This window comes from Allobosea sp. AK1, assembly GCF_006714945.1.
GTDB lineage: Bacteria > Pseudomonadota > Alphaproteobacteria > Rhizobiales > Beijerinckiaceae > Allobosea > Allobosea robiniae.
Window position 1 is genome coordinate 4,990,449 of the sequence record NZ_VFMG01000001.1, and the last position, 25,699, is coordinate 5,016,147.

Here is a 25,699-nt window from a genome sequence, read left to right on the forward strand (position 1 = left end):
CGGCGATCAGGTGCCGCGACCAAACGACATCAGCAGGATGTGCTGACAATCATTCGAGGTGATGTCATGCCCAACAAGATCAAGATCGTCGGCCTTCTGTTTGCGACCCTGACGCTTTCGACCGCTGCCATGGCCCAGCAGGGCGGCGGCGGCGGTGGCGGTGGTGGTGGCGGCAATGGCGGCGGCGGCCAGGGCGGCCAGGGCGGCGACCACAATTCCGTCATCGCCATCCGCCTGCAGGATCACGAACGCCTCCGGGTGCCGGGCGCAGGACGGGCGCGGACCGCCGGGACCAATTGCACCACCGTCGCCTGCAATGAGCGGCCTGGCCGCGAGCCTCCTCCGGTCCTGGCCTCGGAAGGCTGCGGCGGCGACCTGAGGGTCGCGCAGGATCGCCGGGGCCGCGCCGTTCGTCAGGTTTGCGGGTTCGGAAGCTGACGCGCGAGCCGGTTCAGACCGCGATGCCGTGAAGATCGTAAGCGTCGGCCCGTTCGATCTTCACGGTGACGATATCGCCGGCCCGCAGGGGTCGGCGGCTCGCGACATAGACATTGCCGTCGATCTCGGGCGCGTCCCATTTCGAGCGGCCCTTGGCGACGGTCGGGCCGGCCTCGTCGATGATGACCTGAATGCGCTTGCCGACGCGGCCCTTGACGATGCGGGCGGAAATCTCGGCCTGCGCCTTCATGAAGCGGTGCCAGCGCGCCTCCTTCACCTCCTCGGGGATGAGGTCGAGGCCGAGGTCATTGGCGGGCGCACCCTTCACCGGCTCGTATTTGAAGGCGCCGACGCGCTCCAGCTTCGCTTCCTTCAGCCAGTCGACGAGGATATCCATGTCCTCCTCGGTCTCGCCGGGGAAGCCGACGATGAAGGTCGAGCGGATCGCAAGGTCCGGGCAGATCTCGCGCCACTTGCGGATGCGGTCCAGCGTGCGGTCCTGATGGGCCGGGCGCTTCATTGCCTTGAGGACGTTCGGCGAGGCGTGCTGGAAGGGGATGTCGAGATAGGGAAGGACGATTCCCTCCTGCATCAGCGGGATGACCTCGTCGACATGCGGGTAGGGGTAGACATAGTGCAGGCGCACCCACATCCCCATCTGCCCGAGCTCGCGGGCAAGCTCGAAGAAGCGGGTGCGGATCTCGCGATCCTTGAACATCGAGGGCGCATACTTGATGTCGAGGCCGTAGGCGCTGGTGTCCTGCGAGATCACCAGCAATTCCTTGACGCCGGCCTTGGCGAGCTTCTCGGCCTCGCGCAGCACGTCGCCGATCGGCCGCGAGACGAGATCGCCGCGCAGTTTCGGGATGATGCAGAAAGTGCAGCGATTGTTGCAACCCTCTGAAATCTTGAGATAGGCGTAGTGCCGCGGCGTCAGCTTGATACCCTGATCGGGCACGAGATCGACGAAGGGGTCATGCTTCGGCGGCACCGCCTGGTGCACGGCCGAGACGACGCTCTCATAGGCCTGCGGGCCGGTGATCGCGAGCACGTTCGGGAAGGCGTCGCGGATCTGCTCGGGCTCGGCGCCCATGCAACCGGTGACGATGACCTTGCCGTTCTCGGCCATGGCCGCGCCGATCGCCTCAAGCGATTCCGCCTTGGCGGAATCGAGGAAGCCGCAGGTGTTGACGATGACGAGATCGGCACCGGAATGGCTCTTCGAGAGCTCGTAGCCCTCGGAGCGCAGCGAGGTGATGATCCGCTCGGAATCGACGAGCGCCTTCGGGCAGCCCAGCGAAACGAAGGAGATTTTCGGCGCGACGGCGTTCATCGGCTGATGGCTCGGTTCAGAATGTCAGGAAGCGCCGCGCGTCACGGCACGCGATCGGCGCTTCCTTTGAACGGTTTCAACCTGTTTTGCAATCGGAAGCGCGATCAGGCCGCCTTGCCGGTCGCGACGGGGCGGTCAGGGTCCTGCGTCCAATCGGTCATCGAGCCGTCATAGAGCGCGACCTCGTCGCGGCCGAGCACCTCCGACAGCACGAACCAGTTCGCCGCGGCCGAATGGCCGGTGTTGCAATAGGAGATCACCGGCCCCTGAGGCACCGCGGAGAAGAGCTGCTGCAGCTCGCCCGGCGCCTTGAGCTTGCCGCCCTCGAAGGCGCCGGCATAGTCGCGCTGGATCGCGCCGGGGATATGGCCGGCGCGCGCGGCCTCGGCCGATTTCTCGCGGCCTTCGAAATAGCTCGGCCCGCGCGCATCGACGAGGCTCGCCTGCTTGCTGCGCGATGCGACGAGCGTGGAATCCGCCGTGCTGCGCAGGCCCTGCTGCGCCACGACCGGATAGGCGCCAGCGCTCTTCGGCGCGGAGGCGCCGGTCGCGACCGGGCGTTGCGGATCGTTGGTCCAGCCCTTGAAGCCGCCATCGAGGATCGCCTGCTGGCCGTGGCCGATGAATTTCAGCGTCCAGTAGACCCGCGCCGCCGCGGCGAAATCGGTCGCGGCGGTGCCGGCCGGGACGATCACGACATCATCCTGCGGCTTGATGCCGAGCCGGCCTGCCAGCGCAGCGAGATGGGCGAGCGGCGGCAACATGCCCGGCGCATTGCCGATCTTCGCCCGCCAGCCATCGGCGGCATAGTCGGAATGGACGGCACCGGGAATATGCGCGGCCTCGAAGGCGGCCTTCGCGCCGTCGGCAACGGTGCGGATATCGACGATGACGAGGTTCTCGTCGCCGAGCCGGGCGGCCAGCGCGTCCGGCGAGATCAGTCCTGCGAATTCAGCCCTGCTCATTCAGCGGCCTCCTTGTGCAATTCATCGATCACTTCGAGGCTGTAGCTCATCTCGGCGGTCGCCCCGAGCATGATCGAAGCCGAACAGTATTTTTCCTTCGACAATGTGACGGCGCGTTCCGCCTTGGCCTGGGACAGGCCCCTGCCGGTAATGCGGTAGGCGAGGTGGATCTTGGTGAAGACCTTGGGGTCGGTCGTGGCGCGCTCGGCTTCGACATCGACCTCGCAGCCGGTGATGTCCTCCCGGCCCTTCTTGATCATCCCGACGACATCGAAAGCCGTGCAGCCGGCAAGCCCGATCAGCAGCATCTCCATCGGCCGGATGCCGAGATTGCGCCCGCCATATTCAGGCGCACCGTCCATGATCATGGCGTGCCCGCTGCCGGACTCGCCCATGAAGGCCATGCCATCAACCCATTTCGCGCGTGCTTTCATCGCGATCTCCTGTCCGGATCGAGAGAGCCGAGAATGGCTGCCGGATTCGCCCGGGAGGCTAGGGCATCGCGCTGGAAAGGGGAATCCGCTTTTAGCGACCGCCCGATGCGCGAGATTTCCGATCAGGCGGCAGCGAACAGGTTGCCATGGGCGATGCGGAGCCTGATCCGCTCACCGATCGCCGGGGCGACCTGGCTGGCGAGATCGACCTCCAGCCGCTTCTTCAGCCCCTCGACCGCGACCTCCGCCCGGCGGATCGGGCCGTTGCGGCGCAAGTGCTCGACCGTGCCGGGAAGCGCCAGCGGCGTCTCGTCGACGATGCGCAGATGCTGCGGGCGGACATAGAGCGAGGCCGGGCCGCCCTGGTTCTGCGACAATCCGCCCAGCACCGGCCGGTCGCCGAAGAAGGCCTGGCTGCCGACGACCTTGACCGGCAACTTGTTCACCTCGCCCAAAAACTCGCAGATGAAGGGTGTGGCCGGATGGTCGTAGACGTCGTCGGCCGAGCCGACCTGCTCGATGCGACCCTCGTTGAGGATCGCGACGCGGTCGGCCAGCTCCAGCGCCTCCTCCTGGTCGTGGGTGACGAAGACGGTGGTGTGGCCGGTGCGCCCGTGCAGCTCGCGCAACCAGGCGCGCAGATCCTTGCGGACCTTGGCATCGAGCGCGCCGAAGGGCTCGTCCAGCAGCAGAACACGCGGCTCGATGGCGAGCGCGCGGGCCAGAGCGACGCGCTGGCGCTGGCCGCCGGAGAGCTGGCTGGGATAGCGCTTCTCCAGCCCCGGCAACTGAACGAGGTCGAGCAGATCGCCGACACGCTTGCGGATGTCCTCATTGCTCGGGCGCTCGCGGCGCGGCCGGGACTTCAAGCCGAAGCCGATATTCTCGGCGACGTTCATCGTCTTGAACAAGGCGTATTGCTGGAAGACGAAGCCGATGCGGCGGTCGCGCAGCGAGAGCTCGCGTGTATCGGTCTCGCCGAACAGCACGCGGCCGCGATCGGCTTCCTCCAGCCCGGCGATCAGGCGTAAGAGCGTGGTCTTGCCCGAGCCGGACGGGCCGAGCAGCGCGACGAGCTCCCCCGGCTGGATATCGAGCGAGACGCCGCGCAGCGCCGGGAAGTTCTCGAAGCGCTTTTCGATGGTCTCGATGGTGACGGCGACCGACATGGCGAGAAATCCTTCGTCTGTGGGTCAATGGCGGCGACTGGCGGCGATCACATCGCCGTAGTGCCATTCCAGCAGGGTCTTCAGCACGAGGGTGACCAGCGCCAGCCCCGCCAGCAGCGAGGCCACCGCGAAGGCGGCCGCGCCCATGTATTCGTTGTAGAGAATCTCGATATGCAGCGGCATGGTGTTGGTCAGGCCGCGGATCTTGCCCGAGACCACCGCGACCGCGCCGAATTCGCCCATCGCGCGGGCGTTGCAGAGCAGGACGCCGTAGAACAGGCTCCATTTCACGTTCGGCAGCGTCACCGAGAAGAAGACGCGCCAGGGCGAGGCGCCGAGCGTCAGCGCCGCTTCCTCGTCGGCCGAGCCGAGCGACTGCATATGCGGAATCAATTCGCGCGCCACGAAGGGGAAGGTGACGAAGACCGTCGCCAGGATCAGGCCGGGCAGGGCGAAGACGATCTTGAGGTCATTGGCCTGTAGCCACGGCCCGAAATAGCCCTGCGCCCCGAAGAGCAGCACGAAGACGAGGCCCGAGATCACCGGCGAGACCGAGAAGGGCAGGTCGATCAGGCTGATCAGCAGGTCCTTGCCACGGAATTCGAACTTGGCGATGGCCCAGGCGGCGGCGATGCCGACGATGATGTTGATCGGCACGGCGATCGCGGCGACCAGCAAAGTCAACCGGATCGCCGCCAGCGCATCCGGCTCGGTGATCGCGGCGCGATAGGCCTCCCAGCCTTTGGCGGCAGCCTCGACAAAGACCGTGACCAGAGGCAGCAGCAGGAAGAGTAGCAGGAAGGCGAGCGATATCGCGATCAGCGCGACCTGCACGGCAGCACTTTCACCGCGCGCCCGGCTGGCGCTGCGAGGCGGCGTGGCCGCAGCGGAGGGCAGGGTCGCGTCAGACATCGCCGAACCTCCGGCGGGCGCGGGCCTGGATCAGGTTGCCGGCGAGGATGAGCGCAAACGAGATCAGCAGCATCATCGTCGCCACCACCGCTGCGCCGGCATAATCGAACTGCTCGAGCCGGATCACGATCAGCAGCGGGGCGATCTCCGAGATCATCGGCACATTGCCGGCGATGAAGATCACCGAGCCGTATTCGCCGACCGCCCGCGCGAAGGCGAGCACGAAGCCGGTCATCAGCGCCGGCAGGACCTGTGGCAGGATCACCCGGAAGATCGTCCGGAAGCGGCTGGCGCCGAGCAGCGCGGCGGCCTCCTCGACATCGCTCTGCAGTTCCTCCAGCACCGGCTGCACGGTCCGCACCACGAAGGGCAGGCCGATGAAGATCAGCGCCACCATCACGCCGAGCGGCGTATAGGCGACCTTGCCGTCGAAGCCGAAGGAGAGATCGGTGAAGGGAATGGTCAGCTTGAAGGCGAGCGGCGCCAGCAGCGAGCCGACCCAGCCATTCGGGGCATAGATCGCGGCGAGCGAGATGCCGGCGACGGCCGTCGGCAGGGCGAAGGGCAGGTCGACCGCCGCATCGATCAGGCGCCGGCCGGGAAATTCGTAGCGCACCAGAACCCAGGCCAGGATCAGCCCGAACACGGCGTTGACAAGCGCAGCGAACAAGGCGGCGGTGAAGGAAAGCTTCAGCGCAGCGAGCGTCCGCGGCGAGGTCGCCACCGCCCAGATATCGGCTGGGCCGGCGCTGGCGGCCTTGAGGAACAGCGCCGCCAGCGGGATCAGCACGATCAGCGACAACGCCGTCACGGTGATCCCGAGCGCCAGCCCGAAGCCGGGCAGGATGCTCGGCTCGCGCCAGCGGAAGGTCGTCGTCGCCGCCGTCATGGACAGGTCCTCAGCGGGCCGGCTTGTAGAGCTGGTCGAAGGTGCCGCCATCGCCGAAATGGGTCGGCTGCGCCTTCTTCCACCCGCCGAACACGTCGTCGATCGTCACCAGCTCGACTTTCGGGAAATTGGCGATGTCCTTGGCGTCGGCGGCTTCCGGGTTGCGCGGGCGATAGAAGTTCCGGGCGATGATCGCCTGCGCCTTCGGGGTGTAGAGGAATTCGAGATAGGCCTGCGCCTGTTCGCGGGTCTTCTTGGCATCGACATTGCCATCGACCAGGGCGACCGGCGGCTCGGCCAGGATCGACAGGCTGGGCACGACGATGTCGAACTTGTCGGTGCCGAACTCCTTCAGGGCGAGGAAGGCCTCGTTCTCCCAGGACAGGAAGACGTCGCCGATGCCGCGCTGGGTGAAGGTCGTGGTCGCGCCGCGCGCGCCGGTGTCGAGCACCGGGACATTGGCGAGCAGCTTGCCGATATAGTCGCGGATCTTCGCGTCGTCCTTGTTGAAGGCCTTCTCGGCATAGGCCCAGGCGGCGAGATAGTTCCAGCGCGCCCCGCCTGAGGTCTTCGGATTCGGCGTGATGATCTGCACGCCCGGCTTCACCAGGTCGCCCCAGTCCTTGATCGCCTTCGGATTGCCCTTGCGGACGAGGAAGACGATCGTCGAGGTATAGGGCGAGGAATTGTGCGGCAGGCGCTTCTGCCAGTCGAGCGGCAGCTTCTTCGAGCGCTCGGCCACGGCGTCGATATCGCCGGCCAGCGCCAGCGTCACGACATCGGCATTGAGCCCGTCGATCACGGTGCGGGCCTGCGCGCCGGAGCCGCCATGCGACTGGCGGATCGTCGCGATCTTCTTGTCGGGGTGCTTCGCGTTCCATTCGGCGAGGAAGGCCGCGTTGATGTCGCGATAGAGCTCGCGGGTCGGGTCGTAGGAAACGTTGAGGAGCTCGGTCTGGGCGCGCGCGCCGGCAACGACGCCGAAGCACAGGCTGAAGGCTCCCAGTACCAGTCCGGCCCGAAGGAGGCGGCTATAAGCAGGTCGCGTCATGTCAGGGCTCCGTTGGTTCGCGGCGAGGTTTGAAGAAGCCTCGATCCGTTCTGAATAACAAACGAAACGTACTGAATTATCGGCTTTGCCTCAATGACTTGGCGCAAACAGCGCCTTCCAAATTGCGGCACCGGAGGAGAAAACGCATCTCCGGCGATCGCGTTCCACCCGGCGACGAAGCCGGGCCGCTGTCAGGCCCGGCGGCGATCTTCCGCCGGATTCGCAGCGGAAAGCGCCGGGCCGAAGGCATGGCCGAGCAGGACGAGCACGGGGCCGTTCGCCGGCAACTCGCCAAGCCGCTCCGGCAGGTCCACGATGGTCGCGGCGATGCGTTGCTCGTCCGGTCGCGTGGCGGCCAGCACGGCGACGGCCGGCGTCTGCGGGTCGAGCCCGGCGGCAATGGCACGCTCGCGGAAGCCGGGCAGGGTGGCGCGGGCCATGTAGATCACGGTCGAGGCGGCGGGGTCGGCCATGGCGCGCCAGTCGAGATCATCCGGCAGTTCGCCCTTGCGCGAATGGCCGGTGACGAATTGCAGGCGCCGCGCATGGTCGCGATGGGTCAGCGACAGGCCGAGCGAGGCGGCCGCACCCTGCGCCGCCGAGATGCCCGGCACGATCGCTACGGGCACGCCAGCCGCCTGGCAGGCTTCGATCTCCTCGCCGGCACGGCCGAAAATACCGGGGTCGCCGCCTTTGAGGCGCACGACATGCTTACCCTGCGTAGCCAGCGAGACGATCAGCGCGTTGATGTCGCCCTGCTTCACCGAGGGGCCATAGCCGGTCTTGCCGACCAGCATGCGCTTGGCCTCGCGCCGGGCGAGTTCGAGCACGCCGGGCGAGACGAGGTCGTCATAGAGGATGATATCGGCGCTCTGCAGCGCCCGGATCGCCTTCAGCGTCAGCAATTCCGGGTCGCCCGGACCAGCGCCGACCAGCGTGACGCGGCCTTTGCCGTCGTGGGCAGCCTCGATCCGGGAGAGCTTCGCGAAAAGCTCGGCCTCGTCATCGAGGTTCGGCGTGCGTTCCGGTTCGGCCATGGCCTTGCCGGCGAAAAGCTCCCAGAAGCTGCGGCGCAGGGCGAAGGGCAGTTCGCGCGCCTGCACCGCCGGGCGCCAATCGGCGGCAGCTTGTGCCCAGTTCTTCAGCCCGGGCGGCAGCAAGGCCTCGATCTTGGTCCGGATTGCCTGTCCGAATACCGGCGCCGCGCCATCGGTCGAGACCGCAACGATCAGCGGAGAGCGGTTGACCAGCGCGCCGAAGGCGAAATCGCAATGCTCGGGCTTGTCGACGATGTTGACCGGCACGCCCGCCTGCCGCGCCGCTGCGACGAAGGCGCGGACCGCATCGGCATCGTCGAGATCGGCGACGGCGATCGCGGCATCGGTGAGATCGTCCGCCTGCCAGGCCCGGCTGTGGACATGGATGCGGCTGCCAACCTCGCTCCGCACCAAGCCGGCGAACAGCGCCTCCTCGCCATCGGCGAAGACATGTAGCTCCGCTCCGGTCGCCGCGAGCAACTCCGCCTTCCACAGGGCACCCTCGGTCCCGCCGGCGAGCACAACCTTGCGCCCGTCCAGCTTATGGAAGAGCGGCAGCGTCGCCAGCGGCTCGATGCGGGCCGCTGTGGATTCGGGCTGTCTGTCGGTCATCGGGTCGTCGCCACGGCCTTTGCGTCTGCCGCATTGCGCTCGTTGCCCGCCGGTGGCGTCAGCAGCCACAGCGCGGCCAGTGTCAGGATGATAAGGCGAAAGCAAAGATCGAACCAGCGCCTGCGTGCTCCGCTTGCAGGCTGGAGCAGCAGCTGCGTCTCGAACACGGCATCAGGATCACTCTCGTCGATGCTCGCAGCGGTGCGGGAGCGCTCGATGGAACCCTGTGTCGCGGTCGAGATCGTCATACCTCACTCCGCTGCGATGGGCGCTGCGGCTCTCGCCGCCCGGCGCTGGTCGAGGACGTTGCGGCCGCTTTCGCTATAGCCGCGCTGGTAGGTGGCGCTGAACGTGTCCCGGGCCCGCAGCCATTGCGGCACCGGCTGGCGGGCGGCACTCGCCTCGGGCAATTCGATGGTGTCGAACCCGCAGGACAGCGCATAGGCGAACTGGTCGGCGATCAGCGGGCCGCTAGCGCGAACCTCACCGGCGAAGCCGGCGCGCCGGATCTGGCGGGCGAGGCTGAAGCCGCGCCCGTCGGAATAGGCGGGAAAGGCGATGGCGACGAGCGCCAGCCGCGGCAGGAAGGGTTCGAGCGCGGCGAAGGGCACGGAATTGGGCAGGATCACGCCGATCACCTGCTCGGGCTCCTGCGCGTCGAGCGCCGCGGCGAGAACCTCCCAGGGCACGATCGCCGCCGGGATATTGCCGATCGCTGCGCCTTCGCTGCGGGTCCAGCGGTCCTCGGCACTTCCGGTCCGGTCAAGCAGCGGCACGGGCGGTCTCCTGGAATGCGGCCTTGAAGGGGCTGAGCCCGATGCGGCGGACATTGTCGATAAAGCTCTCGCCCTCGCTGCGCGCGGCGAGGTAGACGGAAACGATCCGCTCGATTGCGTCCGGCACCTCCTCGGCGGCGAGGCCGGGCCCGAGAATTTCGCCGATCGCGGCATTCTCGGTGGCGTCGCCGCCGAGCGTGATCTGGTAGGATTCGATGCCGCGCTTCTCCAGGCCGAGAATGCCGATATGGCCGACATGATGATGGCCGCAGGCATTGATGCAGCCGGAGATCTTGATGCCGAGCGGTCCGATCTCGCGCTGGCGCGCCTCGTCGGCGAAGCGGCTCTGGATCGCCTGTGCGATCGGGATCGAGCGCGCCGTCGCCAGCGCGCAATAATCGAGGCCGGGGCAGGAGATGATGTCGGTGACCAGCCCGACATTGGCAGTGGCGAGCCCGGCCTCGCCGAGCTTCTGCCAGATGGCGAAGAGGTCGCGCTGGCGCACATGCGGCAGCACGAGGTTCTGCGCGTGGGTGACGCGCAATTCGTCGAAGGAATAGCGTTCGGCGAGATCGGCGACGCGGCGCATCTGCTCGCTGGTCGCATCGCCCGGCGCCTGTCCGATCGGTTTCAGCGAGATCGTCAGCGCGGTGTAGCCGGGCACCTTGTGCGGGACCGTGTTGACCTCGACCCAGCGGGCGAAGGCCGGGTTCGCGGCCTTCGCCGCTTCCAGCGTGTTGCTGACGGCCGGCAGCGCCTCGTAGCGCGGCGGCGCGAAATAGGCGGCGATGCGCGCCACTTCTTCCGGATCCGCATTGATCGAAGGGCCGTCGAGCTGAGCGAACTCGGCCTCGACACGGCGTGTGAATTCCTCGGCGCCGATCTCGTGGACGAGGATCTTGACACGCGCCTTGTACTTGTTGTCGCGCCGACCCTCGAGATTATAGACGCGCATGATCGCCTCGAGATAGGCGAGCAGGTCCTTCTTCGGCAGGTAGTCGCGCACCACCTTGCCGATCATCGGCGTGCGGCCGAGCCCGCCGCCGACGCTGATCTCGTAGCAGGTCTCATGCGTGTCGGGATGGCGGCGCAGGCGCAGGCCGATATCGTGCGCCTTGATCACCGCGCGATCGGCTTCGGCGCCGGTCACTGCGATCTTGAACTTGCGCGGCAGGTAGCTGAACTCGGGATGGGCCGAGGACCACTGCCGGATCAATTCGGCGGTCGGGCGCGGGTCCTCGATCTCGTCCTGCGCGACGCCAGCGAAATGATCGGCGGTAACGTTGCGGATGCAGTTGCCGGAGGTCTGGATGCAGTGCATTTCGACATCGGCGAGCAGCCCGAGGATTTCAGGCACGTCGCGCAGCTTCGGCCAGTTGAACTGCAGGTTCTGCCGCGTGGTGAAATGGCCGTAGCCGCGGTCATACTTCTCGCCGATCAGGGCGAGCTGGCGCAGTTGTCGCGAGTTCAGCGTGCCATAGGGCACGGCGATCCGCAGCATATAGGCGTGAAGCTGGAGATAGACGCCGTTCTTCAGCCGGAGCGGCTTGAACTCGTCCTCGGTCAGAGAGCCGTCTAGCCGGCGCGTCACCTGGTCGGTGAACTGCGCCACCCGCTCCCGGACAAAACGCTCGTCGAATTCGTCGTAACGATACATGGTCAGCCCTTCGGCGCGGCGACGATGCCTTCACCGGCCTGCTTGCCGAGATCGGGACGATTGCTGGGGCCGAGCGTCTTGAAGCGCTCGCGGAAATGGCGGGGAACCGGGCTGCCGCTCTCGATGGCGACATCGACGAGATAGGCGTCGACCACCTTGTTGCCGCGCAGCTCGGCGGCGGCGAAGGCCTCGAGCTGGTCGGCCGCCGCATCGTCGGCTGCGACAAGGGCAAGTGCAGGATCGCGCGTCCAGGCCAGCGTGCCGGCGCCATCGGCCGTCGCGAAGACGACATCGCCGTCGAGCAGGTCGTTGGCGAGCAGGATCGCCGGCAGGGGAACGCGTTTCGCAGCGGCGGCCATCACGCGGCCTCCGCGAGCGTCAGCGTCAGCCCGTCGAGATCATCAGCCCAGATGATCTGGCAGGAAAGCCGGGAGGTCGCCTCGATCAATGGCAATTCGTCGAGCGCATCGATTTCCTCGTTGCGCGGCTCGGGCAGCTTCTCGGCCCATTCCTGGGCGACGATGACATGGCAGGTGCCGCAATCGCAGGAGCCTCCGCAGACGCCCTCGATGCCGACCTTGTAGTCGCGCAGGATCTCCATGACCCGCCAGCCTTCCACGGCTTCCAGTTCATGGCTCCGGCCCTGTCGATCGATGACGTTCAGAACTGCCACGATAACGCCCATCCCCGTTCGGTCTTTCGAACAGGAGTTTTACGCTATCGGCGGGGTAGGGCTCAATTCACATCAGGTAGGCGGTTTTTTCGAATTATCCTGACAGCAGAGTAGAATTATCCCAGGGAGCGGCTTTTCGGCGGATCTGCCGCAAATTTGTGCCATTCGGGCAACTTCGCGCGCCACGCAGCGAGGCCGCCCGCATGCAGGCCGTATGTCAGGCGCTTTTCAGGATCGTTTCGACGATGTCCTGCACATCGAACGCTTCGCTGAGGGTCGCGAGATGGTGCGGTTCGCCACGGGTCAGCTTCGCCACGCCCTCGAGCTGCCGGCGCAGGGCCAGCGGGCGCGCCTCGTTCTGGGAGAGCGCTTCCGGATCGGGCTCCCAACTGCCGTCGGCAAGACGACGCTCGGCGCGCGACCAGTCGCAGAGCCGGACAGCGCCCTTATCCCCCTCCAGCGTCCAGACGTTATGGTCGTCCTTGGTGGTCGTACCGACGTTGCCGGTGAGGCTGACGGGCAGGGCGCCCGCGGTCAGCGTCGCCTCGATCCGGCGCTCGCTCTTGCCGGATTCGGGGTAGGTGGCCTTGGCGGAAAGGTTGGCGAAAGGCCCGGCGATGCGGCGGGTCAGGAATAGGAAATGCGAGACGACCTCGCGGGTGAAGCCGCCCTGCGCCGTACGGTCGAGCCAGCCCGCCGCGTCGACCTGCCAGGAGCGCGGCCAGGTCGCGAAGGCGACCTCGATCGAGACGCGTTGGAGCGTGCCGACCGCACCCGAGTCGATCCATTCCCGCAAACGGGCAACGGCCGGCGAGGAGGCAAAGGGAAAGTTCACCGCGCCGCGCGCGCCGGCCTCAGTGACGAAAGCCCGCGCATCGTCGACATCGACCGCGAGCGGCTTCTCGCAGAACACCGCCTTGCCGGCAGCGAGCGCCGCACGGGCATGACCGAGATGGGAGGAGGGCGGCGAAGCGATATAGACGCAGTCGCTTGCAGCGATCAGGGCAGCCGCATCCGGCTGCTGCGCCACCGCAGGCAATGCAGCACCGATCCGCTCCATCGCCTCGGCCGAGGGGTCCCAGATGCCGGAGACGCGGAGCGCACTCGCCGGCTGGTCGAGCGCGGCACGCAGCATGCGCTCGCCCATGATGCCGGCGCCGATCAGGCCAAGGGAAATGGGATTTACGGTCATATGCGTCTCGCTCGCCGGATCTTCGGGCCGGCTGCTGTTTCCCCGGACAAGGCCCGCTTGTCCAGCGGTTTGGCGCCCGCTCAGGATTGCGGTGGCTTTGCCCGCATTCGGGCGGTCAGGCCGATACCCGTTACCGCCAGCGCGAACAGCACCCAGAGCGGATCGGCCCGGTTGAGCAGAAACGATTCCAGCATCCCGATATAGGTCATGAAGATCACGATCATGACGAAGAGATCGGCGAGCCGGCGGTTCGGCGCGACGCGGCAGGCGCGCAGATAATCGACGAGCGGCAGGCCCATCAGCACGAAGACCATCATGATGGCGCCGGGCACGCCGAAGGTCAGCGCGGCGTCGAGATAGCTGTCATGGCCGGAGCCGATGCCGCGCACGTCCCAGCTCGCCTCGTAGTTCTCCTCGAGGCCGGTGACGGCCGGCGTCTGCCAGAAACTGGCATAGCCGTAGCCGGACCACGGCCGCTCCGCGATGCGTTGCAGGGCGAATTTCCAGATCTCGTCGCGCCCGGTGAAGGTCGGGTCCGAGATCAGCGCCTTCAGGATGCCGTTGAGCGCAGGCGACATCACCGAGCCGATCGTCAGCGCCGCGATCAGCCCGACCAGCACGAGATGGGCGAATATCGCCAGCCCCGGCCGCCCGGTCACGCGCCCCATCGCCACCACGCCGATGGCGAGCGGCAGGAAGCCCAGCGTCGTCTTGGAGCCGCTGTTGAGCGCGAACAGGACGCCGAGCGCGACGATGATGGCCCCGCGCCAGCGCAGGCCGCAGCGCCAGCCATAGATTCCGATCATCGCCACGATCGAGAACACCGGCGCGGCGAAGTTCTTGTGCGAGAGATGCCCGCGCCAGTCGCCGGCATGCACGCCCTCCGCGCCTTCCGAACCGTGGATGACAAGCTGCGGCGCCACCACCAGCATCGCGTAGACCAGCAGCAGCAGCACGAGGCAGGCATTCACTGCCGCCACGGCGAAGCTGTGCTCGTCATCGGGCAGGACGAGGATGCCGGCAACGACGATCATCACGATCGCTGTCAGCAGCAAGCCGCGCAGCGAGCCGGTCGGATCGAAGGATTGCAGCGCCGACAGCGCCGCGATGCCGAAGACGACAGCCCAGCGGCTGAAGCCCAGCCGCGCCAGCACGTCGCGCCGCGTCAGGCCGAGCATCGCCGCGAGAAAGACCAGCCCGAGCCCGAAATAGCCGATCTGGTTGACGATATTGCCGGTCGATTCGCCCGGCGCCGTCGGTTCCGGCGGCCCGGCGAAGGGCTGCAGCGACAGCATCAGGATGAACAGCCCGCAGCCGGCGAGGATGCCGCCGAACGCGCCGGTCCCGGCCGCGGAACGGTGGTCGTCGCTGATCGTCGAGCCCTGGACGCTGTCGCTCATGGATGTTTCGCGGCCGTCTTCGGAAAGCCCGCCGACGCGGCAGGCCGAGCGCGAACGCAGCATAGGCGCGGAATCTTAAGGGCGTCTGACCGTCGCAGGACGTCACGGTTGACGCTTCCCGCAGCGCTGCCGCATGACACGGCCCTCGACCGAAGGAGGGCCCGCCCCATGAAAGCCGTCGTCTACGAAGCCTTCGGGCAGGCCCCCGAACTGCGCATCCTGCCGGACCCGACCCCGGAGCCGCACAGCGTCATCATCAAGGTCGAGGCGACGGGTCTGTGCCGCAGCGACTGGCATGGCTGGGTCGGCCACGATCCCGATATCCGCCTGCCGCATGTGCCAGGCCATGAGCTCGCCGGCGTCATCGCCGCGGTCGGCCGCAGCGTCGTGCGCTTCCGCGAGGGCGACCGCGTCACCGTGCCCTTCGTCTCGGGCTGCGGCTCCTGCCCGCAATGCCATTCCGGCAACCAGCAGGTCTGCGACGACCAGTTCCAGCCCGGCTTCACCCATTGGGGCTCATTCGCCGAATATGTCCGCATCGACCGGGCCGATTTCAACCTCGTGCGCCTGCCCGAGGAGATCGATTTCGCCACGGCCGCCAGCCTCGGCTGCCGCTTCGTGACCTCGTTCCGCGCCGTGGTCGACCAGGGCAAGGTCTCGGGCGGGGAATGGGTCGCGGTGCATGGCTGCGGCGGCGTCGGCCTTTCCGCGATCATGATCGCCAATGCGCTTGGCGCGAACGTCGTCGCGGTCGACATCTCCGACGACAAATTGCGCCTCGCCCGCGATGTCGGCGCCGCGGTGACGATCAACGCCAGAACCCAGCCCGATGTCGTCGCCGCCGTGCGCGACGCCACCGGCGGCGGCGCCCATGTCTCGCTCGATGCGCTCGGCCACCCCCAGACCTGCTTTAACTCGGTGGCGAACCTGCGCAAGCGCGGCAAGCATATCCAGGTCGGGCTCCTGCTGGCGGAGCAGGCGACGCCGCCGATCCCGATGGCGCAGGTCATCGCCCACGAGCTCGAAATCCTCGGCAGCCATGGCATGCAGGCGCATCGCTATGGCGCGATGCTCGACATGATCAGCGCCGGCAAGCTCACCCCGCAGCAACTCGTCGGCCGCCGCATCGACCTCGCCGAATCGATCCCCGCCCTGATGGCGATGGACCGCTTCGAGGGCACGGGCGTGACGATCATCGACCGGTTCTGAGGAGCGCCGCCGCTCAGGCGCCCCTCAGCCGGGCTTTATTCGCCGTGCCGGGCGATCTCCTTGGCGACGCGGGCCTCGGCCTGCGCGATCGCTTCGTCGGGGTCGAGCCCGTTGGCGCGGTTCTCCACCGCGTAGGCGAACGACCTGCGGGTATCGTCCGGCATGGCCCGCAAGACGGCGAGGAAGCAGGCGCCGCGCGCGTCCTGGCAGGCGCGCCTCCGCTTGCAGATCCTGTTCGGGCAGACGCGGAAGATTTCGAGCTGGTCGGTCAGCCGGCGAAACAGGGCGGATCGCGCCCGCTGGCAGCTCTCGAAATCGGTGATCGGCGGGGTAGCGGCTGGGGTGTTCCGGCGTTTCGGCATGGCGGGTCTCCCTGGGGTCGGGCACGCAGGATCATCCGCCCGCGCGGATGCGCGGCGGGGTCGCAAGGGTGGCTAGACAGGGCTGGCGGAGCGCCGCGAGGCGCGAGGGAAATCCGCAACCGTTGAGCCAGGCTGCGGCGCGGCGGGATTGAGCCACCCGTCGCACGCCCCGTGGCGCTCCGCCTTCGGCGATTTTGGGCTCCGGGCCGCGCTTATCGGGCCGGGCGGTTCAGGATGGGCGGGTTTCGACGCCAGTGTCCCTTACGGGAGCGTCGCGTCGTCGCCATAGCCATCGTCAACGGCCGGCCGTTCCCAGCGAGCTCCTCGCACAGGGACCGTAGTGTCCCCAGGGCGGTTCCCGAAGCCTCCCGGGAGCAGGGCGTAACCCCCGCCCGCAGGCGCCGACCCTCACCCAACCTCCAGCATACCTCCGGACGGCCGCCCCGTTTGGGTGATGGGCGAGGGCAGGATAGGGCGGGTAATGAGGGGCGGGGATAAGTCAGGCCACGACTTTTGCGTCCTAAGCCTGCAAAAGCGATATTAGAAAAGCCGGGCCGCATCTAATCTTGGAACCGGTCTCAATCGCTTAGCGGCCAGATCAATGGAGAGCAAAGCATCGGGTTAGGCGTACGCTTCTTTCAACGCCGATCGAAATCTTGACCGACCGCATGCCGTAGTAACTCGACCAGTTCGACACGGTTCGATGATGCGGACGCCGACCGCGACAGGTGATCGAAGTTAATCAGGAGTGCTCCGTTGCGTCGCGGATTTAGCAATAGGACGTCCGCCCAGATAGCATTGTCATTCTCAACGGCTCGGGCATAGCGCAAGAGCCAATACATCAAAATCTGGCGGAAATCGCCCGCGCCAAAGTTACGCTCGGTGTGCTTAACTTCGATGAGTGTAGAGCCTATCGCGAAATCGCCGTTGCCAGACGCCACCCAGCCGAGGCCGGGAATGAGCGGCGCATGTTCCAAAACCGCAGTTGGCCGCTGAGCCTGGACGCTGTTTAGCATCGCAATCAAATTGCGAGCCGCGTGGTCTGCAACCAGAATATCGACTTGCTCAAGCTTTTGTGGAATGCGCGCATCGAAATGGCGTCTTTGGCGCTTCGATGCGACAACTAGACATTCATCCCACGAAGCGACCACCCCGCCTCGGAGCTCGCTTTCGGCGCGCGCCATGGACAATTCAAACATCATCGCCTTCTGGAGCCGGCTCTGATTGATTATTTTTATAGGAACAGGACTGATACCAGGGAATGAGAACATCTTTGCGTTAAGGGCATTAACGAGACCGCCAGTCAGTCGCGGGAACAGAATGTCCATAACGCCGGGAATGTCTCGCGCGACAGTCCGTGGGTCGCGGGCGGGCAGCCTGCTAGACAGCATGCTTGACCCAATCTTCATAGCAGGCTGCAAAGCTGCCGGGCGCACCGGTCTCAATTCCCAACTGCCAAGCCTGCGGCAGTGAACCGCGCAGTTGGTCCCTTGTCTTCTCCCCTTCGTCGCCGAAAGCACCTGCCGCCAGCCAAAGCATCCGTTGCTCCCCAGCGCCCAAGTTCTGCCATTGGTTGCGCAAACGCGTGAAATTCGACCGGTCAGCCCAATGCCTCCAGCAGTCGATACAGGCACGTCGAACAGATGCGGATGCTGTCTCATCATACGTCTTACGGACGAACGCGCCGCGGAGATCGGTTCTTACGAACCGGATCGCTCGCAGGAAATGCAGCATATTAGCTTCGGGAACGAGTAGATGGCCGCCCGCGGCAGGAATTCGATCTAGCAAAGCGTCAATCGTTACGAAGATCGATGCGAACTCTTGGTTCGACCTGACGGCATATACGCCGCGCATGATTTTTGACCAAGAGGCCCGAAACGAGTCCAAATTGTCGGGGGCGAGGAGCGTGGCGCAAAGCTGGACAGCGACAGCAGGCTCCTGAAATTTTAGTGCACGACCAATCTGCGCAAGTACAAAGGCGTCAGGCTGGGATTTTTCTCTCTCAAGATCGAGCAAAAAAGAGATGTCAATCTTCTCAAACGAATCTTTGAGTTTTTCATATTCGACACTTGCATTGTCTGAGTAAGGATCGAAATGTAGGTCGAGCTCCCGTAGCGCAAGGCTCGAATCTTCGCTCTCTCCCAGCTGTGCCGAAATGAAGTCCTTATAATGTTTAGCGCTCAGGAATGTCGTTTTGCTACGATTGAGTGATAGGCCGTAGTCAGCCAACGCATGAGACAGCTCTGAAAGCGCCTTGTAGGCGTCCTGCTGCGAGCGACAAATCAAAGTATAGTCATCAACATAACGGTGCCAGACAAGTCCAACATCGGTTAAAGACCGGTCGATCGGCGTCATCATCACTTCGGCTAAAATTCGCGCACATTGACCGCCGACCGGAAGCCCGAAAGAGCGACCCGCCGCTAACTTGCTCAGGATGCGGTCAATTTGCATCGCAAGAGTAGATCCTGGAGCGAGATCCTTGAGCACATTTTCTAGCCGATGGTGGTAGATGTGCTCGTAAAAGCTAGCGACATCTGTCTGGATAACGACCGCGTGCTCCTCGCTCAGAGTGGGCTCGTTCAACGTGGCGAGCTTATAGGCGCGCCACGATCTTGTTCGGTCGAAAAAGCCGGGGCCCTGCTGCGAAAGCCGATAGGAGTGCGCGCGGGCACTCCGCTGCCCTTCGTTTGCCTCCGCAATCGCGAGGCCCAAGCCGTTCAAATAAAGGTTCCAGAATGGATGAATCTTAGTTGTAATTCGAAAGCCTTGCGGCCCTGACGGAACGAGCAGTCGTTCCGCCACAATCGCAAGTCCGTTCATGAATGGTCGCGGTTTGCCTCCTGCGCCAGTCTCAACGCGTTGAAACAAAGCTAGGCAAAGCGAAGCGAGATCACTCGCCCTATCTTTAATAAAGGCGGCATCTAGGTCGTAAGGCAACGTGTCGTTGTCGCCGCTATGACCGATCTCAAGCGCGGCCCGAAGAAAATGGTCTTTCTGAACCCCGATCATTTCGGCTCATTTTTCGCGCTGAGGTAGCGCGGGATGCGGCGCTCAGTCTCGTCTCAAATTGCAGATAATGAATTTTAATGTCTAGCGGGGAAGCGCGGGTTCCGGGATGCCTGTGAGGTGTCCACTGATTGCGACGGAAAACTGGTGAACGTCATTGCAATGACGTCAGTCCGGCTGAAGACAAAGGTCTGCATGTATGTGAGGAACTGAAGTTAAGCGACAGCGCTCAATGCCCTCACTCCGCCGCCTGCCGCTGCACCTTGCCCTTCTTGATCGGCCGGCGGTCGAGCACCTCCTTCAGGAAGCGCGCGGTGTGGCCCTTGCCGATGCGGACGATGTCCTCCGGCGTGCCCTCGGCCACCACCTGGCCGCCGCCGTCGCCGCCTTCGGGGCCCATGTCGATCACCCAGTCGGCGGTCTTCACCACCTCGAGATTGTGCTCGATCACCACCACCGAATTGCCCTGGTCGACCAGCTCGTGCAGCACCTCCATGAGCTTGGCGACGTCATGGAAATGCAGGCCCGTGGTCGGCTCGTCCAAGATGTAGAGCGTGCGGCCGGTGGCGCGCTTCGACAGTTCCTTGGAGAGCTTGACGCGCTGCGCCTCGCCGCCCGAGAGCGTCGTCGCCTGCTGGCCGACCTTGACATAGTCGAGGCCGACGCGCGCCAGCGTCTCCATCTTGTCGCGGATCGAGGGCACCGCCTTGAACAGGCCCTTCGCCTCCTCGACCGACATGTCGAGCACGTCGGCGATCGATTTGTCGCGGTATTTCACTTCCAGCGTCTCGCGGTCGTAGCGCTTGCCCTTGCAGACGTCGCAGGTGACGTAGACATCCGGCAGGAAGTGCATTTCGATCTTGATGAGGCCGTCGCCCTGGCAGGCCTCGCAGCGGCCGCCCTTGACGTTGAACGAGAAGCGCCCGGCCTGATAGCCGCGCGCCTTCGCCTCCGGCAGGCCGGCGAACCATTCGCGGATCGGCGTGAAGGCGCCGGTATAGGTCGCCGGGTTCGAGCGCGGCGTGCGGCCGATCGGCGACTGGTCGATGTCGATGACCTTGTCGAGATGCTCGATGCCCTCGATGCGGTCATGCGGCGCCGGATGGTCGATCGAGCCGTTCAGCTTGCGCGCCACCGCCTTGTAGAGCGTGTCGATCACCAGCGTCGACTTGCCGCCGCCGGAGACGCCGGTGATGCAGGTGAACATCCCCAAGGGGATCTCGACATCGACATTGCGCAGGTTGTTGCCGCGCGCGCCGACGATCTTGAGGCTGCGGCCGCTCGTGGCCTTGCGGCGCTTGGCCGGTACCGCGACCGACATCTCGCCGGTGAGGTATTTGCCGGTGAGCGAATTCGGGTCGTCGAGAATGTCCTGCGGCGTGCCCTTGGCGACGATCTCGCCGCCATGGATGCCGGCGCCGGGGCCGACATCGACGACGTAGTCGGCCGTCAGGATCGCGTCCTCGTCATGCTCGACCACGATCACCGTATTGCCGAGGTCTCTTAGCCGGCGCAGCGTACCGAGCAGGCGCTCGTTGTCGCGCTGGTGCAGGCCGATCGAAGGCTCGTCCAGCACATAGAGCACGCCGGTGAGGCCCGAGCCGATCTGGCTGGCGAGGCGGATGCGCTGGCTCTCGCCGCCGGAGAGCGTGCCGGAGGCGCGGGCGAGGGTGAGGTATTCCAGGCCGACATCGAGCAGGAAGGTCAGGCGATCGCGGATTTCCTTGAGGATGCGCGGGGCGATCTCGTTCTGCTTCTTCGAAAGCCTAGCGGGCAGGGCGGTGACCCAGTCCAGCGCGTCCTTGACCGAGAGCTTCGAGACCTCGCCGATATGGCGCATGTCGATCTTCACCGCCAGCGCCTCGGGCTTCAGGCGATAGCCGTTGCAGGCGGCGCAGGGCGTCTCGGACATGAAACGGCCGATCTCCTCGCGCGCCCAGTCCGACTCCGTCTCCTTCCAGCGCCGCTCCATATTGGTGATGACGCCCTCGAAGGGCTTCTTCACCTCGTAGCTGCGCAGGCCGTCATTATAGGCCATGCGCACGGGCTCGGTGCCCGTGCCGAACAGGATCGCCTTGCGGGCGCTCTCCGGCAGTTCGGACCAGGGTTTTGTCATCGAGAAGCCGAAATGCTTCGCGAGCGATTCCAGCGTCTGGCCGTAATAGGGCGAGGTCGACTTGGCCCAGGGCGCGATCGCGCCCTTCTTCAGCGTCAGCGAATGGTCAGGGACGATCATGTCCGGGTCGATCCGCATCTCGTGGCCGAGGCCGTCGCAGACCGGGCAGGCGCCGAACGGGTTGTTGAACGAGAACAGCCGGGGCTCGATCTCAGGGATAGTGAAGCCGGAGACCGGGCAGGCGAATTTCGAGGAGAAGGTGACGCGCCTGGCCTCGCCGTTCTCCTCCTTCTCGTCGGCATATTCGAAGACGGCGATGCCGTCGGTCAGCTCCAGCGCCTGCTCCAGCGAATCAGCCAGCCGCGCGCCGAGATCGGGTCGGATCACGATGCGGTCCACGACCACGTCGATGTCGTGCTTGAACTTCTTGTCGAGCGGCGGCGCGTCCGGGATCTCGTAGAACTCGCCATTGACCTTGACGCGCTGGAAGCCGCGCTTCAGCCAGTCGGCCATCTCCTTCCTGAACTCGCCCTTGCGGCCGCGCACGACAGGCGCGAGCAGGTAGCCGCGCGTCTTCTCCGGCAGCTCGACCATGCGGTCGACCATCTGCTGCACGGTCTGGCTCTCGATCGGCAGGCCGGTCGCGGGCGAATAGGGGATGCCGACGCGCGCCCAGAGCAGGCGCATATAGTCGTGGATCTCGGTGACCGTGCCGACGGTCGAGCGCGGGTTCTTCGAAGTCGTCTTCTGCTCGATCGAGATCGCCGGCGAGAGCCCGTCGATCTGGTCGACATCGGGCTTCTGCATCATCTCGAGGAACTGGCGGGCATAGGCCGAGAGCGACTCGACATAGCGGCGCTGGCCTTCCGCATAGATCGTGTCGAAAGCGAGCGAGGACTTGCCCGAGCCGGAGAGGCCGGTGAAGACCACGAGCTTGTCGCGCGGAATGGCGAGATCGACATTCTTGAGGTTGTGCTCGCGCGCGCCGCGCACAGTGATGGCGCGGCTGTTCGGGTCGGCCGCACGGTTGCGGTCGAACATGTCTTCCAGCGCAGCAGCCTGGGCAGCGGCGGATTCGGTCTTGCGGGCCATCGGGGCGTCCGTTGCGGTGAAGCGCTAGATGTAGGGCAAATGCCGGGCCTTTCCAGCCTCGCGGCGATCTGCCCGGCATGAATAGCACGCAGCCGTCCCGGCTGCTGCCGTCTTCCTGACAGGAAACGTCAGGATCGGCGAGGCTCTCATGTGGGGATCATCGCACCGATCGCAATCGACTTCGGGGCGCATTCGAATTATCTATAAATCATGACGAAGCCTGCCGAAGACACCATCGCCGTCCGCATCGCCAAAGTTTTGGCCGAGCGGATCATCGCCGGAACGATCGAGCCCGGCTCGCGCCTGCGGCAGGATCATATCGCAGAGGAATTCGAGACCAGCCATGTCCCGGTGCGCGAGGCCTTCCGCCGGCTGGAGGCGCAGGGGCTGGCGATCAGCGAGCCGCGTCGCGGCGTCCGCGTCGCTTCCTTCGACCTGTCGGAGGTGAAGGAGGTCGCCGCGATGCGGGCGGCGCTGGAGGTGCTGGCCTTGCGCCATGCCGCGCCGCATCTCACCGCCGCCATCCTCGACAAGGCCGAACAGGCGCGACGCGATTGCGACGCCGCCACCGATGTCCGGGCCTGGGAGGAGGCGAATCGCCGCTTTCATCGCATCCTGGTCGCGCCCTGCGGCATGAAGCGGCTGCTTGCGACGATCGACGATCTCCATGCCGCGAGCGCGCGTTTCCTGTTCTCGGCCTGGCGCTCGGAATGGGAATCCCGGACCGACCACGACCACCGCGCGATCCTGAGCGCCCTGCGCAACGGCGATCTGGAAACCGCGATCGCGACGCTGGCGCGGCATGCCCAATGGATCGGCGAGCGCCCGGTCCGCACCGCCTCCGGTGCGACGCGAGAGGCCTTCGCCATCGTCGGCTGAGCATTGTCCTTCCCCGGCGTGGGAGGTTTCGCACGAAAGGTGCGCTTGCCTTTTCCGGCGAGATATGGACTTCCTCATAGATCAAAGATCAAAATTATAGATAATCTTGATCGCGACCAAGGAGTGACCATGACCGATCTTGCCCTCAGCCGCCCGTTCAGCCCGCTGCGGCTGGAAAGCCGCTCGCTCGCCTGGCAGGCCGGCGCCGTGATCGTCGGCAGCCTGCTGCTGGCGCTGTCCTCGCAGATCAAGGTGCCGATGTACCCGGTGCCGATGACGATGCAGACCTTCGCGGTGACGCTGATCGGCGCGCTCTATGGCTGGCGCCTCGGCGCGGTCACCGTCATCGCCTGGCTGGCGCAGGGCGCGATGGGCCTGCCGGTCTTCGCCGGTGCGGTCGGCGGCGCGGCCTATTTCGCCGGCCCGACCGGCGGCTACCTGCTGGCCTTCCCCTTCGCTGCGGCGCTGGCCGGCTGGCTGGCGCAGCGCGGTTGGAACGGCAGCCGCGTCGGCCTCGCCTTCGCCGCGATGCTCGCCGGCAACGCGCTCTGCCTGGTGATCGGCGTCGCCTGGCTCGGCACCCTGATCGGCCTGTCCAAGGCGATTGCGCTCGGCGCGACGCCCTTCATCCTCGGCGCCATCCTCAAATCGGCGCTGGCCGCCGCCGCGCTCAAGGCCTTTGCGCCGCGCGGTTGACGCGATCTGACACTCTCGCAGCAGCGACCCGGCAGGCTTCGGCCTGTCGGGTTTTTTGTTGGTCGCCGGGATGCGGCGTTCTCGACGCTGCGGATGGGAGTCAGGAGGCCGAGGCGATTCTCAGCGAACGCCGCTCCCGAACATATCCGTCTGATGGGCAGGCGCGCCGATGCCTGGCTGCGTATAGGCCGGCCCATCGGCTCGCGCTCTGGGAACGGAATCTTGTGTGACGCAGCCGGTTGGCACGAGAAGGATGAAGATCACGGCGACATATCGCTTCAACACGGCTGACTTCCTCGCTGCATTCCGGAATCGGTGCGAGAGGCAGCTTCGGACAGCTCCGCTTTCGCCTTCCGTTATTCGCATGACATTGAAGCTGGAAACCGTCCCCGGGACAATCCGCGGCATCGGGTTGACGTGCGGGGGGCGGTCGCTCGACAAGATGCCAAACGTCATCTCGTCGGGTTTTCACGTCTATCTGGACCGGTCGCCGACACTCGGTGGCGCAGGCAGGCCCACGCAACAGAAAAGAGCGACGGTTGCCCGTCGCTCTCAGAGTTACCACCAAACAGATTACCACCAGTCGGGAGGCGGCGGGGCATAACGTGGCGGCCCCCAGCCCGGCCCGCGACCGTAGCCGTAACCCGGAGGCGGGCCGTAGCCGCGCGGCGGGCCGTAGCCCCGACCATAACCATAGCCGCGACCGTAGCGTTGCTGGCGCATGGTCTCTTCGATGATCATGTGCCGCCGCTCGGCTGCAGCCGACCATGAATACGCGACCGTCGCCTTGTCGAGACGCTGGGCGAGCTCCCTCGGCACGGCCTCGGAGGCCATGGCTGGCACGGCCAGCCCGCTGCCGAGTGCAATCGCAGTGAAGATCAACAGCTTGCGCATGGCAAACTCCTTTCGACGCTGATCAGATCACGCGGCGCCTCAACAGAACATGAACCGATCCGTTGGCTGCCGTTCAGGTGGCCGAAGTCACGCAGGCAGCACCGTCACGGGAGTGCCGGGCGCCACGCGCGCATAGAGATGGGCGATGTCCTGGTTGATCATCCGGATGCAGCCCGACGAAACGTTCGTACCCACCGTGTAGGGCTCGAACGTGCCATGGATTCGATAGCCGAGGTCTCGCCCCTCGCCGAACAGATACAGGGTCCGTGCGCCCAGCGGGCTTTTCGATCCACCGCGCACGCCCAGTCCGCGCGGCGTCATCTCGAGCTGGGATCGGATCGAGGGGTCACGCTCGATCATTTCCGGAGGCGGGACCCAGTCGGCCCAGTCCCGCTTCATGTTGATGCGGGCCGCACCGGACCAGCCGAAGCCCTCGCGCCCGACGCCGACGCCGTAACGCGTCGCGACGCGCGGGGATTCGACGAAGTAGAGGTGATAGCCGGCGGGATCGACCACGATCGAGCCGGGCTTATCGTCGCGCGGAAACGCGACGGTCTGGCGGAGATAGCGGGTATCGATCCGCTGATAGTCGATGGCGGCGATCGGAAATTTCTCGCCGGGATACTCGGCATAGACCGCGGCATAGTTCGGCCGGGAGAGCGTGCGCGTCACCAGGCCTCTCGGGCTTTGGCCGGCGTCGATCTCGGGCAGCGCGACGATGCTTCTCGATCCGCATCCAGCCAGGCCTGCGGCGGCGAAGGAGAGGGCGGGAAACGTAAACGATCGGCGGGTCAGCATCGGGTATCTCTCGGACAAGGCTGAGGAGATACATCGGCTTGGATGGTTACCGTTGGGTGAACCTCCGGTCGGCGCGCCGGATTTTCGCGGTCCAACATCCCAGCGCTTG

General features: G+C 65.7%; 25 protein-coding genes. 3 read left to right on the forward strand and 22 right to left on the reverse strand.

The genetic code is table 11. The features are described 5' to 3' along the window. Window positions 1-6: 6 nt before the first annotated feature. The 16 genes from FHT98_RS23785 to FHT98_RS23860 form a co-directional block, all read right to left on the reverse strand. The gene (locus FHT98_RS23785; RefSeq protein WP_185745255.1) at window positions 7-246 is read right to left on the reverse strand and encodes a hypothetical protein; all 240 of its coding nucleotides are present in this window, start codon (window positions 244-246) and stop codon (window positions 7-9) included. A 205-nt stretch (window positions 247-451) separates the two neighbouring features. Next, the gene (gene rimO / locus FHT98_RS23790) at window positions 452-1,771 is read right to left on the reverse strand and encodes a 30S ribosomal protein S12 methylthiotransferase RimO (RefSeq protein WP_061968017.1); all 1,320 of its coding nucleotides are present in this window, start codon (window positions 1,769-1,771) and stop codon (window positions 452-454) included. Window positions 1,772-1,875: 104 nt separating this feature from the next. Next, window positions 1,876-2,736 (reverse strand): sulfurtransferase, encoded by an 861-nt coding sequence (locus tag FHT98_RS23795; protein ID WP_142115508.1) that lies wholly within the window; start codon window positions 2,734-2,736, stop codon window positions 1,876-1,878. Further along, window positions 2,733-3,170, reverse strand: a complete 438-nt coding sequence (locus FHT98_RS23800; RefSeq protein WP_113585385.1) for an OsmC family protein — start codon at window positions 3,168-3,170, stop codon at window positions 2,733-2,735. The genes FHT98_RS23795 and FHT98_RS23800 overlap by 4 nt, the downstream gene beginning before the upstream one ends. A gap of 122 nt (window positions 3,171-3,292) precedes the next feature. Next, complete coding sequence (locus FHT98_RS23805) at window positions 3,293-4,339, reverse strand: sulfate/molybdate ABC transporter ATP-binding protein (RefSeq protein ID WP_113585386.1); 1,047 nt, start codon at window positions 4,337-4,339, stop codon at window positions 3,293-3,295. 24 nt (window positions 4,340-4,363) lie between these two features. After that, window positions 4,364-5,251: a sulfate ABC transporter permease subunit CysW gene (gene cysW / locus FHT98_RS23810; protein ID WP_142115509.1), complete on the reverse strand. Its 888-nt coding sequence runs from the start codon at window positions 5,249-5,251 to the stop codon at window positions 4,364-4,366. Then, a complete protein-coding gene (cysT, locus tag FHT98_RS23815; protein ID WP_061968009.1) occupies window positions 5,244-6,140 on the reverse strand; it encodes a sulfate ABC transporter permease subunit CysT in 897 nt (298 codons plus the stop codon). The genes cysW and cysT overlap by 8 nt, the downstream gene beginning before the upstream one ends. Before the next feature lie 10 nt (window positions 6,141-6,150). Further along, a complete protein-coding gene (locus tag FHT98_RS23820; protein ID WP_113585388.1) occupies window positions 6,151-7,191 on the reverse strand; it encodes a sulfate ABC transporter substrate-binding protein in 1,041 nt (346 codons plus the stop codon). A gap of 191 nt (window positions 7,192-7,382) precedes the next feature. Beyond that, complete coding sequence (cysG, locus tag FHT98_RS23825) at window positions 7,383-8,840, reverse strand: siroheme synthase CysG (protein WP_142115510.1); 1,458 nt, start codon at window positions 8,838-8,840, stop codon at window positions 7,383-7,385. Then, the gene (locus FHT98_RS23830; protein WP_061968004.1) at window positions 8,837-9,088 is read right to left on the reverse strand and encodes a hypothetical protein; all 252 of its coding nucleotides are present in this window, start codon (window positions 9,086-9,088) and stop codon (window positions 8,837-8,839) included. Before FHT98_RS23830 ends, cysG begins: the two co-directional genes overlap by 4 nt. Window positions 9,089-9,091: 3 nt before the next feature. Next, window positions 9,092-9,616, reverse strand: coding sequence for a DUF934 domain-containing protein (locus FHT98_RS23835; protein ID WP_248309296.1), 525 nt, complete (start codon window positions 9,614-9,616; stop codon window positions 9,092-9,094). Next, window positions 9,603-11,273, reverse strand: coding sequence for a nitrite/sulfite reductase (locus tag FHT98_RS23840; protein WP_142115512.1), 1,671 nt, complete (start codon window positions 11,271-11,273; stop codon window positions 9,603-9,605). The genes FHT98_RS23835 and FHT98_RS23840 overlap by 14 nt, the downstream gene beginning before the upstream one ends. Before the next feature lie 2 nt (window positions 11,274-11,275). After that, complete coding sequence (locus FHT98_RS23845; protein ID WP_142115513.1) at window positions 11,276-11,632, reverse strand: DUF2849 domain-containing protein; 357 nt, start codon at window positions 11,630-11,632, stop codon at window positions 11,276-11,278. Continuing rightward, window positions 11,632-11,946 carry a 2Fe-2S iron-sulfur cluster-binding protein gene (locus FHT98_RS23850; RefSeq protein ID WP_244492842.1) on the reverse strand — a complete coding sequence of 105 codons (315 nt, stop codon included), beginning with the start codon at window positions 11,944-11,946 and terminating at the stop codon, window positions 11,632-11,634. The genes FHT98_RS23845 and FHT98_RS23850 overlap by 1 nt, the downstream gene beginning before the upstream one ends. A 217-nt stretch (window positions 11,947-12,163) precedes the next feature. Then, complete coding sequence (locus tag FHT98_RS23855) at window positions 12,164-13,138, reverse strand: Gfo/Idh/MocA family protein (protein WP_142115514.1); 975 nt, start codon at window positions 13,136-13,138, stop codon at window positions 12,164-12,166. Between the two features lie 80 nt (window positions 13,139-13,218). Further along, window positions 13,219-14,538, reverse strand: coding sequence for an O-antigen ligase family protein (locus FHT98_RS23860; protein WP_185745256.1), 1,320 nt, complete (start codon window positions 14,536-14,538; stop codon window positions 13,219-13,221). A 168-nt stretch (window positions 14,539-14,706) separates the two neighbouring features. Between FHT98_RS23860 and FHT98_RS23865 the strand changes: the two genes are divergently transcribed. Beyond that, window positions 14,707-15,747: a zinc-dependent alcohol dehydrogenase family protein gene (locus FHT98_RS23865; protein WP_142115516.1), complete on the forward strand. Its 1,041-nt coding sequence runs from the start codon at window positions 14,707-14,709 to the stop codon at window positions 15,745-15,747. Between the two features lie 35 nt (window positions 15,748-15,782). Here FHT98_RS23865 and FHT98_RS23870 read toward each other — a convergent pair whose 3' ends face one another. The 4 genes from FHT98_RS23870 to uvrA all read right to left on the reverse strand — a co-directional run bounded on the left by FHT98_RS23870 (window position 15,783) and on the right by uvrA (window position 22,323). Continuing rightward, complete coding sequence (locus tag FHT98_RS23870) at window positions 15,783-16,109, reverse strand: hypothetical protein (protein ID WP_142115517.1); 327 nt, start codon at window positions 16,107-16,109, stop codon at window positions 15,783-15,785. A 638-nt stretch (window positions 16,110-16,747) separates the two neighbouring features. Further along, complete coding sequence (locus FHT98_RS23875; RefSeq protein WP_248309297.1) at window positions 16,748-17,437, reverse strand: hypothetical protein; 690 nt, start codon at window positions 17,435-17,437, stop codon at window positions 16,748-16,750. Between the two features lie 52 nt (window positions 17,438-17,489). Then, a complete protein-coding gene (locus tag FHT98_RS23880) occupies window positions 17,490-19,118 on the reverse strand; it encodes an RNA-directed DNA polymerase (protein ID WP_142115519.1) in 1,629 nt (542 codons plus the stop codon). Between the two features lie 235 nt (window positions 19,119-19,353). Continuing rightward, a complete protein-coding gene (uvrA, locus tag FHT98_RS23885) occupies window positions 19,354-22,323 on the reverse strand; it encodes an excinuclease ABC subunit UvrA (protein ID WP_142115520.1) in 2,970 nt (989 codons plus the stop codon). A gap of 210 nt (window positions 22,324-22,533) precedes the next feature. Between uvrA and FHT98_RS23890 the strand changes: the two genes are divergently transcribed. Next, window positions 22,534-23,202 (forward strand): GntR family transcriptional regulator, encoded by a 669-nt coding sequence (locus FHT98_RS23890; protein ID WP_113585400.1) that lies wholly within the window; start codon window positions 22,534-22,536, stop codon window positions 23,200-23,202. Between the two features lie 129 nt (window positions 23,203-23,331). Further along, the gene (locus FHT98_RS23895; protein ID WP_061967986.1) at window positions 23,332-23,898 is read left to right on the forward strand and encodes a biotin transporter BioY; all 567 of its coding nucleotides are present in this window, start codon (window positions 23,332-23,334) and stop codon (window positions 23,896-23,898) included. Between the two features lie 573 nt (window positions 23,899-24,471). Here FHT98_RS23895 and FHT98_RS23900 read toward each other — a convergent pair. Further along, window positions 24,472-24,792, reverse strand: a complete 321-nt coding sequence (locus FHT98_RS23900) for a hypothetical protein (RefSeq protein WP_142115521.1) — start codon at window positions 24,790-24,792, stop codon at window positions 24,472-24,474. Between the two features lie 87 nt (window positions 24,793-24,879). Next, window positions 24,880-25,464: a L,D-transpeptidase gene (locus FHT98_RS23905; protein WP_248309298.1), complete on the reverse strand. Its 585-nt coding sequence runs from the start codon at window positions 25,462-25,464 to the stop codon at window positions 24,880-24,882. Window positions 25,465-25,699 lie beyond the last annotated feature (235 nt).

Bases quoted from the DNA above. Each gene is read 5' to 3' on its own strand.
- rimO (WP_061968017.1), bottom strand. From the start codon at position 1,771: ATGAACGCCGTCGCGCCGAAAATCTCCTTCGTTTCGCTGGGCTGCCCG.
- FHT98_RS23795 (WP_142115508.1), bottom strand. From the start codon at position 2,736: ATGAGCAGGGCTGAATTCGCAGGACTGATCTCGCCGGACGCGCTGGCC.
- FHT98_RS23800 (WP_113585385.1), bottom strand. From the start codon at position 3,170: ATGAAAGCACGCGCGAAATGGGTTGATGGCATGGCCTTCATGGGCGAG.
- FHT98_RS23805 (WP_113585386.1), bottom strand. From the start codon at position 4,339: ATGTCGGTCGCCGTCACCATCGAGACCATCGAAAAGCGCTTCGAGAAC.
- cysW (WP_142115509.1), bottom strand. From the start codon at position 5,251: ATGTCTGACGCGACCCTGCCCTCCGCTGCGGCCACGCCGCCTCGCAGC.
- cysT (WP_061968009.1), bottom strand. From the start codon at position 6,140: ATGACGGCGGCGACGACGACCTTCCGCTGGCGCGAGCCGAGCATCCTG.
- FHT98_RS23820 (WP_113585388.1), bottom strand. From the start codon at position 7,191: ATGACGCGACCTGCTTATAGCCGCCTCCTTCGGGCCGGACTGGTACTG.
- cysG (WP_142115510.1), bottom strand. From the start codon at position 8,840: ATGACCGACAGACAGCCCGAATCCACAGCGGCCCGCATCGAGCCGCTG.
- FHT98_RS23830 (WP_061968004.1), bottom strand. From the start codon at position 9,088: ATGACGATCTCGACCGCGACACAGGGTTCCATCGAGCGCTCCCGCACC.
- FHT98_RS23840 (WP_142115512.1), bottom strand. From the start codon at position 11,273: ATGTATCGTTACGACGAATTCGACGAGCGTTTTGTCCGGGAGCGGGTG.
- FHT98_RS23845 (WP_142115513.1), bottom strand. From the start codon at position 11,632: ATGGCCGCCGCTGCGAAACGCGTTCCCCTGCCGGCGATCCTGCTCGCC.
- FHT98_RS23855 (WP_142115514.1), bottom strand. From the start codon at position 13,138: ATGACCGTAAATCCCATTTCCCTTGGCCTGATCGGCGCCGGCATCATG.
- FHT98_RS23860 (WP_185745256.1), bottom strand. From the start codon at position 14,538: ATGAGCGACAGCGTCCAGGGCTCGACGATCAGCGACGACCACCGTTCC.
- FHT98_RS23865 (WP_142115516.1), top strand. From the start codon at position 14,707: ATGAAAGCCGTCGTCTACGAAGCCTTCGGGCAGGCCCCCGAACTGCGC.
- FHT98_RS23870 (WP_142115517.1), bottom strand. From the start codon at position 16,109: ATGCCGAAACGCCGGAACACCCCAGCCGCTACCCCGCCGATCACCGAT.
- FHT98_RS23875 (WP_248309297.1), bottom strand. From the start codon at position 17,437: ATGGACATTCTGTTCCCGCGACTGACTGGCGGTCTCGTTAATGCCCTT.
- FHT98_RS23880 (WP_142115519.1), bottom strand. From the start codon at position 19,118: ATGATCGGGGTTCAGAAAGACCATTTTCTTCGGGCCGCGCTTGAGATC.
- uvrA (WP_142115520.1), bottom strand. From the start codon at position 22,323: ATGGCCCGCAAGACCGAATCCGCCGCTGCCCAGGCTGCTGCGCTGGAA.
- FHT98_RS23890 (WP_113585400.1), top strand. From the start codon at position 22,534: ATGACGAAGCCTGCCGAAGACACCATCGCCGTCCGCATCGCCAAAGTT.
- FHT98_RS23895 (WP_061967986.1), top strand. From the start codon at position 23,332: ATGACCGATCTTGCCCTCAGCCGCCCGTTCAGCCCGCTGCGGCTGGAA.
- FHT98_RS23900 (WP_142115521.1), bottom strand. From the start codon at position 24,792: ATGCGCAAGCTGTTGATCTTCACTGCGATTGCACTCGGCAGCGGGCTG.